This is a genomic window from Micromonospora salmantinae, assembly GCF_022230905.1.
Taxonomy (GTDB): domain Bacteria; phylum Actinomycetota; class Actinomycetes; order Mycobacteriales; family Micromonosporaceae; genus Micromonospora; species Micromonospora salmantinae.
The window spans coordinates 1-11,528 of the sequence record NZ_JAKKFG010000014.1; the positions used below are offsets into that span (position 1 = coordinate 1).

Annotated in this window: 9 protein-coding genes; 8 read left to right on the forward strand and 1 reads right to left on the reverse strand. The window is 73.3% G+C overall.

Annotated elements, in window-relative coordinates; translation table 11 throughout:
- The 5 genes from murJ to PSH03_RS13260 all read left to right on the forward strand — a co-directional run.
- Positions 1-1,528 (forward strand): murein biosynthesis integral membrane protein MurJ (murJ, locus tag PSH03_RS13240; protein ID WP_238689278.1); only part of this gene is annotated, 1,528 nt, incomplete at its 5' end.
- On the forward strand, positions 1,525-2,694 hold the full coding sequence (locus tag PSH03_RS13245; RefSeq protein WP_238689279.1) for a glycosyltransferase family 4 protein: 1,170 nt from the start codon (positions 1,525-1,527) through the stop codon (positions 2,692-2,694). The genes murJ and PSH03_RS13245, both read left to right, overlap by 4 nt.
- Positions 2,694-5,108, forward strand: a complete 2,415-nt coding sequence (locus PSH03_RS13250) for a hypothetical protein (protein WP_238689280.1) — start codon at positions 2,694-2,696, stop codon at positions 5,106-5,108. Before PSH03_RS13245 ends, PSH03_RS13250 begins: the two co-directional genes overlap by 1 nt.
- A 163-nt stretch (positions 5,109-5,271) precedes the next feature.
- Positions 5,272-7,020, forward strand: coding sequence for a CTP synthase (pyrG, locus tag PSH03_RS13255; protein WP_238689281.1), 1,749 nt, complete (start codon positions 5,272-5,274; stop codon positions 7,018-7,020).
- Entirely contained in the window at positions 7,017-7,622 is a 606-nt protein-coding gene (locus PSH03_RS13260) for an NUDIX domain-containing protein (protein ID WP_210784821.1), read from the forward strand. The genes pyrG and PSH03_RS13260 overlap by 4 nt, the downstream gene beginning before the upstream one ends.
- An 84-nt stretch (positions 7,623-7,706) precedes the next feature.
- Here PSH03_RS13260 and PSH03_RS13265 read toward each other — a convergent pair whose 3' ends face one another.
- Positions 7,707-7,994 carry a TM2 domain-containing protein gene (locus PSH03_RS13265; protein WP_372492730.1) on the reverse strand — a complete coding sequence of 96 codons (288 nt, stop codon included), beginning with the start codon at positions 7,992-7,994 and terminating at the stop codon, positions 7,707-7,709.
- A gap of 280 nt (positions 7,995-8,274) precedes the next feature.
- On the opposite strand from PSH03_RS13265, the gene ald reads away from it, so the two are divergent.
- The 3 genes from ald to PSH03_RS13280 all read left to right on the forward strand — a co-directional run bounded on the left by ald (position 8,275) and on the right by PSH03_RS13280 (position 11,497).
- Positions 8,275-9,390: an alanine dehydrogenase gene (gene ald, locus PSH03_RS13270; RefSeq protein ID WP_238687159.1), complete on the forward strand. Its 1,116-nt coding sequence runs from the start codon at positions 8,275-8,277 to the stop codon at positions 9,388-9,390.
- 38 nt (positions 9,391-9,428) lie between these two features.
- The gene (locus PSH03_RS13275; protein WP_238689282.1) at positions 9,429-10,394 is read left to right on the forward strand and encodes a site-specific tyrosine recombinase XerD; all 966 of its coding nucleotides are present in this window, start codon (positions 9,429-9,431) and stop codon (positions 10,392-10,394) included.
- A gap of 179 nt (positions 10,395-10,573) precedes the next feature.
- On the forward strand, positions 10,574-11,497 hold the full coding sequence (locus PSH03_RS13280; protein ID WP_124817891.1) for a ParA family protein: 924 nt from the start codon (positions 10,574-10,576) through the stop codon (positions 11,495-11,497).
- Positions 11,498-11,528: the final 31 nt, after the last annotated feature.

An 11,528-nucleotide genomic window follows, 5' to 3' on the forward strand; every position in this document is an offset into this window, starting at 1 on the left:
CGCCAACACCGTGCCGAACATCGTCTTCGAGATCGTCGCGGGCGGGGCGTTGGCCAGCCTGGTCGTGCCACTGCTGGCCGGGGCGGTCGCGGCGGAGGACCGGCGGACGGTGGCGGCCACCACCGGCGCCCTGCTCACCTGGACGGTGAGCCTGCTGGTTCCCCTCGCCGTGCTCGTCGCCCTGTTCGCCGACCCGATCATCTCGCTGATCAGCGAGGGACGATCGGCGGCGGAACTCGCCGCCGGCGCCCGGATGCTGCGCGTGTTCGCCCCGCAGTTGCCGCTCTACGGGATCGGCATCGTGCTCACCGGCGTGCTTCAGGCACACCGACGCTTCGCCTGGCCCGTCATCGCGCCGCTGCTGTCCAGCCTGACCGTGGTCGTCGTCTACGTGGCCTTCGGGGCCGCCCAGGGGCGGGGTGTGTCCGTGGCCCAGGTCGGCCGCAGCGGCGAACTGCTCCTCTCCGGCGGCACCACCCTGGGCGTGGTCGTGCTGTCGCTCTCGCTGCTGATCCCGCTGCGGCGGCTGCGGCTACGGCCCCGGTTCGGGTACGCCTTCACCGCCGACGCGCGGGCGCGGATCGGCGGGCTCGCCACGGCCGGCGCGGTGACGGTGGCCGCGCAGCAGGTCGCGCTCCTGGTGGTCCTCAACCGGGTCTCCGGAGGACCCACCGGTTCCCCCCAGGTGTTCAACCTGGCCCAGGCGATCTACCTGCTGCCGTGGGCGGTCCTCGCCGTGCCGTTGGCGGTGGCGTCCTATCCCACGCTGGCCACCGCCAGCGCCGCCGGCGACGAGGACGGTTATCGACGGACCCTCTCCGGCGCGGTGCGGGGCGTGCTGCTCTTCAGCTGCCTGGGCGTCGCGGCGTTGATCGGTACCGCGCAGCCGATCGCTGCCCTCTTCTACCCGGACAATCCGGCGTCGACCGCGGCGGCCATCAGCGGGTTCGCGCCGGGTCTGCTCGGCTACGGCTTGTTCGCGGTGCTGTCCCGGGCGCTGTACGCGCGCGGCGACACCCGGTCGGCGACGGTGGCGATCACCCTCGGCTGGCTGGTCGTTCCGGCCGTGGCGCTGCCGTTGACGGTGCTGCTGCCCACCGCCGACCGGGTGCTCGCTGTGACGTCCGCGAACTCGGTGGGGATGCTGGTGCTCGGCGCCCTGCTGCTCGTGGCGGTGCTGCGCAGCGCCGGCCGTCCCGCCCTCGCGGGAGCCGCACGGGCCGGAGCGGCAGGTGGCCTCGCCGGTGTGCTCGCCGGGCTCGCCGGGCTGGGCCTCAGCCGCTGGCTCGACCAGACGGACGGCGGCACCCCGACGACGGCGGCGGCGTTCGGTCAGGGCATGCTGTCCGGGGTTCTGGTTGGGGTTGTGTTCCTCGCCGTGGTCTGGTTCGTCGACCGGCGGGACGTACAGCCACTGCTCGCCGGGGTGCTGCGGCGTCTAGGCCGGCGGGGGCCGTCCGGCGGTGCGCCGACACCGGGCGCGGGCTCCGCGGAGCGGGGCGACGGGAAGGAGACGGCGACGCGATGACTGAGCCAGCTCTGCCTGCCGGCTGGTCGGGCACCGTCGCGTTGGTGCTCGCGTCCAGCACCGGCGGGGTGGGCCAGCATGTCCGTTCGGTGGCCCGTGGCCTCGTCGCGGGCGGCGCCACCGTTCTGGTCTGCGGGCCTGCCGCCACTCAGGAGCAGTTCGACTTCACCGGTGTGGGTGCGCGGTTCGAGCCGGTGGAGATCCCGGCCAGCCCGACTCCGGCCGACGGGCGGGCGGTGCTCGCGCTGCGCCGGGCGCTCGCCGCCGCTCACGTCGACGTGGTGCACGCGCACGGCCTGCGGGCCGGGTTGGTCGCCGTGCTGGCCCGTCCGGCCGCCCCGCTGATCGTCACCTGGCACAACGCGGTGCTCGCCGGGGGACTGCGGGGCGGAGTGTCCCGGCTCGTCGAACGGGTGGTCGCCCGGGGCGTGCGGGTGGCGCTCGGCGCCTCCGCGGACCTGGTGCGACGGGCCGGCGAGGTGGGCGCCGCCGATGCCCGGCTCGCCCCGGTCGCCGCGCCGACACTGCCCGCGCCGCGTCGACGCCCGGCGGCGGTACGCGCCGAGTTCGGCGTCCGCCCGGACCAGCCGTTGATCGTCTCGGTCGGTCGGTTGCACCCGCAGAAGCGCTACGACGTGCTGATCGACGCGGCGGCCCGCTGGCGTACGCGTACCCCGCCGCCGGTCGTGGTGATCGCGGGCAGCGGGCCGGCGTATCTGCCGCTCGCCGCGCGGACCTCCGCCGCCCGCGCCCCGGTGACCCTGTTGGGGCACCGCACCGACGTGGCCGACCTGCTCGCCGGCGCCGACCTGGCCGTGGTGACCAGCGACTGGGAGGCGCGACAACTCTTCGCCCAGGAGGCACTGCGCGCCGGCGTGCCACTGGTGGCCACCGCTGTCGGCGGGCTCCCGGACCTGGTCGGCGACGCCGCCACGCTGGTCCCCGCCGGTGACGTGGACGCTGTCGACGCGGCCGTACGCGCGTTGCTGGACGACCCGGCGGCGCGGGCGGAGTTGGGCCGGCGTGGCGCCGAACGGGCGGCGACGTGGCCGACCGAGGCGGACACCGTCGCCACGCTTGCCGCCCTCTACGCCGAGCTGGCCGGGAATCCCGGCGGTCCGGCGGCCGCCCCGGGCTCCGACGCCCCGAGAACGGGACACCGGTGATGCTGCGCCGACTCGCCCCCGCCCTGTTGACAGTGCTCGTGGTGGCGCTGGGCGTCACCGCGCTCGCCGCCCGCCCACCGCAGGGCACCCCGCAACGCACCGCCGATTTCGTGGTGCTCGCCGGGATCGCCGGACTGCGCTGGGAGGACGTGGATCCGCAGAGCACTCCGACGCTGTGGCGGATGGCCCAGGACGGCTCGATCGGCTCACTGTCGGTGCGTTCCGCGCACCGGCCCACCTGCCCGGTGGACGGCTGGTTGACACTGGGCGCGGGCAGCTTCGCCGCGTGGAACGGCAGCCGGTCGGTCGACGGTTGCCCGTCGGCGGCGGTGACTGTGGAACAACCGGACGGCATCGGCGCGAACCTGCCCGACCAGGAGAGCGTGGTCCAGTACAACCAGCAGCGGCTGCCCTGGGGCGCCATGCCCGGCTCGTTGTCCGAGTCGGTGCGGTGCTCCGTCGCCGTCGGCCCGGGCGCGGCAGTCGCCGCCGCCCGACCGTTCGGCCGCGTCGACCGGTACGCCTCGGGGTTGCCGGCCGACCCGCGGCCGCTGCTCGGCGCGTGTGTGCTGAGCATCGTCGACCTCGGCACCGTCAAGGGGGCCGACCCGGCCACCCGCGCCGAGGAGGCCCGCGCGGCGGACGCCGAGCTGGCCCGGGTGCTGGCGGCGCGACCCCCACGGTCGTTGGTGCTGGTCGCGGGGATCTCTGACACCACCCAGCCGGCCCGGCTGCACGTGGCGGTCGCCGACGGGCCGGGCTGGGAGCGGGGGTGGCTCACCTCGGCCAGCACCGGCCGGGACGGGTACCTGCAACTTGTCGACCTCGCGCCGACCGCCCTCGCCGCGTTGGGCCGGCCCATGCCGGAGCGGCTCTTCCTCGGCCGTCCGGCGATCAGCACCGGCGGCCGTCCTGCCGACCTGACCGAGGCCATCAACGCGCCGGCGAACGCCGACCGGGAGGCGGCCGCCCAGCGCTCCGTGTCCGGGGCGTTCTTCACGTTGCTCGCCGGGGTGCAGGTGCTGCTGGCGTTCGCGATGCTGCCGCTGCTGCGCCGGGCCCGTCCGCACGCCGGCCCGGCCGGTCCGACGCCCGTCTCCGGGCGGATCGTGGCGGTGATGGAGCTGCTGTTGGTCGCCGCGGCGTTGACAGTGCCGGCGGCGCTGCTGGCCGACGCGGTGCCCTGGTGGCGCGGTGAGCACCCCGGGTGGATCTTCGCCGGGGTGACGGCGCTGTTGGTGGCCGCCGGCACCGCGGCGGTGCGGTTCGCCCCCGGGTATGCGAACACCCTCGGGCCGCTCGGAGCGGTGGCCGGCCTCACCACGCTCGTGGTCGGGCTGGACGTGCTCACCGGGGCCCGCCTCCAGCTCAACAGCGTGGTCGGCTACTCCGCGTTGCAGGGCGGCCGGTACGCCGGGCTGAGCACTGTGGGGCTGGGAGTGTTCCTCGCCGGTGCGCTGGTCACCGGCGGCTGGTTCGCCCAACGGGTGCATCGGGGCTGGCGGCCGGCGGTGATGGTGGCGGTGGGTGGCCTCGCCGTGGTGGTGGTCGGCAGCCCGTACCTGGGCGCCGACCCGGTCGGCGCGATCGCGCTCACCGCCGGGGTGAGCGTCGCCGCCGTGATCAGCGCCGGCGGCTGGTTGACGATCAGCCGGCTGGCCTGGGCCACCATGGCCGCGCTTGCGGTCGGTATCGGGTTCGCGGTGGTGGACCTGCGGCGTCCTGCGGCGGAGCGGGGCAGCCTGGGTCGGTTCCTCTCCGCGCTCGGTGACGGCACCGGCGGGTTCGCCGTGCACCGGTCCAGCACGGAGAACTTCGAGACGTTGGTCAACAGCCCGCTGACGGTGCTGGCGCTGGCCGGCGGGTTGCTGGTGTGGTTCGCCCTGTTGCAGCCCTGGGGTGGGCTGATGCGGCTGTTCGGCATCTACCCGGCGGTCCGGGCCGCGCTCGCCGGCACTGTGGTCGCCGCGGTGCTCGGTGGTGTGCTCGACGGCGCGGCCCTGGACGTGATGGGCGCTGCCGCCGCCCTGGTGGTGCCGATGGCCGCCCTGGCGTCGCTACGGGTGCTCGGGCACGCCGCGGACCGGACCCGCCCGGCAGCGGGCCGCTCCCGCGCCAACGGCGCCGACGACGACTCGGGGTCCGGCGGGGTCGGCCCGGTCGGTGGGGGTGACGGTCCGACCGGCGGCGGTGGGCCACTGGGTGCCGTGCACCCCTGTCCGATCACCGGCCCGCCCCCGAGCGCATCGGCGAAGGTCGCCCGACCGGCGTCGGACACTGCGGGCGAGCGAGGCGGGGACGCCGACGAACCGGCCGGGCCGACAGCGAGCGGGTCGACGCCGGACGCCGAGCCGACGGTGCCCGTAGCGCCCCGGCAGGTCTCCCGGTCATCGACGGAGGTTGCCGCGTCCTGAGCGCCGGGCCTCGCCCGGATGGCCCGGAGGTGTCGCAGCCGGGGTGCGGCCTGCGGGTACCCGCCCGGGAGGTGTTACCGTCGAATCCCGTGGATCGCGTGATCACTTTGCTGATCGAGCACGGCGGTCTGCATGACCGCGACAGACGACACGGGAGCAGGCCTTGGCCCCATCAGCACGGACGACCAGGCACATTTTCGTCACCGGGGGCGTTGCCTCCTCGCTGGGTAAGGGCCTCACCGCCTCCAGCCTCGGCAACCTGCTGACCGCGCGCGGGTTGCGCGTGGTGATGCAGAAGCTCGACCCCTACCTGAACGTCGACCCGGGGACGATGAACCCGTTCCAGCACGGTGAGGTCTTCGTCACCGAGGACGGCGCCGAGACCGACCTCGACGTCGGGCACTACGAGCGGTTCCTCGACCGGGCGCTGTCCGGCAAGGCGAACGTCACCACCGGTCAGATCTACTCCGACGTGATCGCCAAAGAGCGGCGCGGCGAATACCTGGGCGACACCGTCCAGGTCATCCCGCACATCACCAACGAGATCAAGTCGCGGATCCTGGCGATGGCCGATCCGGACGAGGACGGCCAGGTCCCCGACGTGGTGATCACCGAGGTCGGTGGCACTGTCGGCGACATCGAGTCGCTGCCGTTTTTGGAGGCGATCCGTCAGGTCCGCCACGACCTGGGCCGCGACAACTGCTTCTACCTGCACGTCTCGTTGGTGCCGTACCTGGCGCCCTCGGGTGAGCTGAAGACCAAGCCGACGCAGCACTCGGTGGCGCAGCTGCGCAACATCGGTATCCAGCCGGACGCGATAGTGCTCCGCTGTGACCGGGAGATCCCGGTGAAGCTCAAGGAGAAGCTGTCGCTCTACTGCGACGTGGACGCCGAGGCGGTTGTCGCCGCCCCGGACGCCCCGAGCATCTACGACATCCCGAAGGTGCTGCACCGGGAGGGGCTCGACGCGTACGTGGTGCGCCGGCTGGGCCTCTCCTTCCGGGACGTGGACTGGGCCAGCTGGGACGACCTGCTGGAGCGGGTGCACCGTCCCCGGCACACCGTCACCGTCGCTGTGGTCGGCAAGTACGTCGACCTGCCCGACGCGTACCTGTCGGTGAGTGAGGCGATCCGGGCGGCGGGCTTCGGCCACCGGGCCCGGGTGCAGCTGCGCTGGGTGCCCAGCGACGAGTGCGTCACCGCGGCCGGCGCCGCCGCGGCGTTGGCCGGCGTGGACGGCATCCTCATCCCCGGCGGCTTCGGCGTCCGCGGCATCGAGGGCAAGATCGGCACCGCCCGGTACGCCCGCGAGGCCGGCATCCCGCTGCTCGGCCTCTGCCTCGGCCTGCAGTGCATGACCATCGAGGTGGCCCGGCACCTGGCCAACCTGGACGGCGCCAACTCGTTGGAGTTCGACGAGCAGGCGGCCCACCCGGTCATCGCCACGATGGCCGACCAGGAGGACATCGTCGCCGGTCGCGGCGACCTGGGCGGCACCATGCGGCTGGGCGCGTACCCGGCGACGTTGACCGAGGGCTCGATCGTCGCCGAGGCGTACGGCAGCACCGAGATCAGCGAGCGGCACCGGCACCGGTACGAGGTGAACAACGCCTACCGGGACGCGCTGACCAAGGCGGGCCTGCACATCTCCGGCACCTCGCCGGACGGCCGGCTGGTCGAGTTCATCGAACTGGACCGGAGCCTGCACCCGTTCTTCGTCGCCACCCAGGCGCACCCCGAGTTGAAGAGCCGCCCGACCCGCCCGCACCCGCTGTTCGCCTCGTTCGTCAAGGCCGCTGTGGCGTACTCGCAGGCCGACCAACTGCCGGTCGACCTGGACGCGGCGGAGGCCCCGACGACGCGTAAGGCCGCCCGCAACGGCGCCGCGACGAAGGCGTCGTCCACCTCGTGAGCAACCTGGAGCACCGTTACGAGGTGCGTTCCCGGGAGGAGCGGTACCGGGGGCGGATCTTCGACGTGGTCACCGAGGAGGTGACCATGCCGGGTGGTGGGACCGGGCTGCGGGACCTCGTCCGGCACGTCGGGGCGGTGGCGGTGGTGGCGCTCGACGACGCCGGCCAGGTGGTGCTGATCCGGCAGTACCGGCACCCGGTCGGGCGGCACCTGTGGGAGCTGCCGGCCGGTCTGATGGACGTCTCCGGCGAGGAGTTGCCGGTGGCCGCGTTGCGGGAGCTGGCCGAGGAGGCCGACCTCACCGCCGGGCAGGTCGACGTGCTTGTCGACCTGCACAGCTCGCCGGGGTTCACCAACGAGATCGTCCGGGTGTTCCTGGCCCGCGACCTCGCCGACGTGCCGGCCGACGAGCGGCACGAGCGCCACGATGAGGAGGCCGACCTCCAGGTCGTCCGGATCGACCTGGACGAGGCGGTCGCCATGGTCCTGGCCGGTGAGATCACCAACGCGTCCGCGGTGGCCGGGCTGCTGGCCGCGGCCCGCGCCCGGGACACCGGCTTCGCGCAGCTGCGTCGGTCGGACGCGCCGCTGCCGCGCTGAGCGTCGTCGCCGGTCCAGCCCGGTGGGGGAGTACGCACGAGAGGGGCCCCGCGGTCAGCCGCGGGGCCCCTCTCGTTGGTTGGTCTAGGAGTCGCGCAGCGGACGGCCCTGGGCGTCCGTGCCGCCGTTGACCAGGATGAGGATGCCGTCGACGACGCCCCAGAGAGCGCCGACGCCGCAGGTCACCAGGCTCACGACGAGCTGGAGAACGGCGATCTTGGTGTGTCCGGTGTAGAACCGACCGGCACCGAAGGTGCCGAGCAGGATGCCGAGGATGCCCGCGACGATCTTGCTCTTGTCGGAGACGCCCTGTGGGTACCCCGGCTGGGGGTAACCGGGCTGGTAAGGAGGAGTGGTCATGGGCGGACACATTAGTGATCCACTCGCCGGCTGTCCGCACCGCCGCCCGGCAGATGGGACGATAATGGTGAAACACTGTCCTGTCGGCTGAGGTGACGCTCGTCCGCCGAATCCCGGCGGCGCCCTGACACTTCGTCAGGACACCCGGGCACCGGGTGTCACTGTGCTGGCTCGCGGCGGCGCCGGGCGCGCCTAGACTGCCGCCGCAGGACCGGTGTACCGCGATGGCAAAGGGGCCGTCGTGGCACCGAGCAGTCGGGGGAGAGCAGCCCCGAAGAGAGGTGTCTGCATCGTGAAGGTCGGAATCCCACGCGAGGTCAAGAACCACGAGTACCGCGTGGCGATCACGCCAGCGGGTGTCAACGAGTTCACCCGCAGCGGCCACCAGGTCTTCGTCGAGTCCGGCGCCGGGGTTGGCTCCAGCATCACCGACGAGGAGTTCGCCACCGCCGGCGCGACGATCCTCGCCACCGCCGACGAGGTGTGGGAGACCGCCGAGCTGGTGCTCAAGGTCAAGGAGCCGATCGCCGAGGAGTACCACCGGATGCGCGAGGGGCAGGTGCTCTTCACCTACCTGCACCTGGCCGCCTCCAAGGAGTGCACCGACGCGCTGATCGACCGCCGGGTCACCGGCATCGCGTACGAGACCGTCGAGCTGCCCGACCGGTCGCTGCCGCTGCTCGCCCCGATGTCCGAGGTGGCCGGCCGGCTCGCCCCGCAGATGGGCGCCTTCTACATGATGCGCACCGGTGGTGGGCGCGGTGTGCTGCCCGGTGGTGTCTCCGGCGTCTACGCGGCCAAGACCGTGGTCATCGGCGCCGGCGTCTCCGGCATGAACGCCGCCGCCATCGCACTGGGCCTGCAGTCCGAGGTGCTGCTGCTGGACAAGAACGTCGCCCGGCTACGGCAGGCCGACGCGATCTACCGGGGCCACCTGCAGACCGTCGCCTCCAACGCGTACGAGGTCGAGCGCGCCGTGCTCGACGCCGACCTGGTCATCGGCGCGGTGCTGGTGCCCGGCACGAAGGCCCCGACGCTGATCTCCAACGAGCTGGTCTCCCGGATGAAGCCGGGCAGCGTGCTTGTCGACATCGCCATCGACCAGGGCGGCTGCTTCGAGGACTCGCGCCCCACCACGCACGCCGACCCGGTCTACAAGGTGCACGAGTCGATCTTCTACTGCGTCGCGAACATGCCCGGCGCAGTGCCGAACACCAGCACCTACGCCCTGACCAACGTCACCCTGCCGTACGCCCTGGAGCTGGCCAACCAGGGCTGGCGCGAGGCGCTGCGCAACGACCCGGCGCTCGCGCTGGGCCTCAACACCCACGCCGGGCAGGTCACCTACGGCCCCGTCGCCGAGGCGCACGGCATGGACGTGCTCCCGCTGGCCGACGCGCTGGCCTGAACGGTGGCGGGCTGACCGGCGACACGGACACCGCCGGCGTGGGCACAGCACCCACGCCGGCGCTGCACCGTGCCGTTCGCGGCTACCTCGACCACCTGACCGTCGAACGTGGCCTCTCCGCGAACACGCTCGCGTCGTACCGTCGGGATCTGGACCGCTATCTCGCCACCCTGGCCCATGCCGGCGTCACCGACCTCGCGTCGGTCGGCGCCGGCCTCGTCGAGTCGCACCTGGCGCGGCTGCGCGCCGGCGACGACGCGCACCCGCCGTTGGCGGTCTCCTCCGCCGCCCGCGCGGCCAGCGCGGTACGGGGCCTGCACCGCTTCGCGCTGCGCGAAGGCCTGGCCGGCGCCGATCCGAGCCGCGACGTCCGCCCGCCCACGCCGCCCCGACGGCTGCCCCGGGCGCTACCTGTCGACGACGTGGTCCGGCTGCTGGAAACCGCCGGCCCGATCACCGCGACCGGCGACGACGCGCCCCTCGCGCTGCGCGACCGGGCGCTGCTGGAGTTCCTGTACGGCACCGGCGCGCGCATCTCCGAAGCGGTCGGCGCCGCCGTGGACGACCTCGACACCGACGACGGCACGGTGCTGCTGCGCGGCAAGGGCGGCCGGGTGCGGCTGGTGCCCATCGGCGGGTACGCCGTCGACGCCGTCCGCGCCTACCTGGTCCGGGCCCGTCCCGGGCTGGCCGCCGGCGGCCGGGGCACCCCGGCGGTGTTCCTCAACGCGCGCGGCGGCGCGCTGTCCCGCCAGGGCGCCTGGGGCATCCTGCGCCGCGCCGCCGACCGGGCCGGGCTGCCCGTCGACGGGCCGGCCGCGGTCTCCCCACACACCCTGCGCCACTCCTACGCCACCCATCTGCTCGACGGCGGCGCCGACGTCCGGGTGGTCCAGGAGCTGCTCGGCCACGCCTCGGTGACCACCACGCAGGTCTACACGTTGGTCACCGTGGAGCGGTTGCGCGAGGTGTACGCCACCGCCCATCCGCGCGCCCAGGGCTGAACCGGTCGCGGTCGACGCCGACACGCCGGGCCGGTGCCGAACCCCCTGCTGGTCGGTGGCGTACAGTCGGCATCGGCGCGGACCTCCTGGAGCGACACGACCGGGGTGCGCAGCGGCGCCGCGAAGGACGTCGGACGGCTCCGACGCCGGGTGGGTCGTCGGGAGGGGGCAACGAGCACATGGCTGGCAACGGTGACCGTGCCGAGACCTGGACGTCGGAGCTCCGCGAGCAGCAGGCCACGCTCGGCGCGGACCTGGGTCCTGCGGACCCGGCTGCCTACACGATGCGCAAGCCCATCCCGGAGCCGATGCCCACCGATCGGCACGGCCCCGCGCGCATCATCGCGATGGCCAACCAGAAGGGTGGCGTCGGTAAGACCACCACCACCATCAACCTGGGCGCCGCGCTCGCGGAATATGGCCGCAAGGTGCTGCTGGTCGACTTCGACCCGCAGGGCGCGCTCTCGGTGGGGCTGGGCGTCAACCCGCACAACCTCGACCTGTCCATCTACAACCTGCTCATGCAGGACGACATCCTCGCCGAGGACGTCGTCATCAAGACCGACGTCGCGGGGCTGCACCTGCTGCCGGCCAACATCGACCTCTCCGCCGCCGAGATCCAGCTCGTCAACGAGGTCGCGCGGGAGATGGCCCTGGCCCGGGTCCTGCGCACGGTCCGCAAGGAGTACGACTACATCCTGATCGACTGCCAGCCGTCACTCGGCCTGCTGGCGATCAACGCGCTGACCGTCGCGCACGGCGTGCTCATCCCGCTGGAGTGCGAGTTCTTCAGCCTGCGCGGTGTGGCACTGCTGCTGGACACCATCGACAAGGTGCGCGAGCGGCTCAACTTCGACCTGGAGCTCGAAGGCATCCTCGCCACCATGTACGACAGCCGCACCACGCACTGCCGCCAGGTCCTCCAGCGGGTCGTGGAGGCGTTCGGCGACAAGGTCTACCAGACGGTCATCACCAAGACGGTGAAGTTCCCCGAGTCCACCGTGGCCGGTGCCCCCATCACGACGATGGACCCGGCCTCCTCCGGGGCACGTAACTACCGTCAGCTGGCCCGCGAGGTGATCGCCGCCCAGTCGGAGCGGTAGCCGGAACGCCCGGTGCCCGCCTCGTGGACTA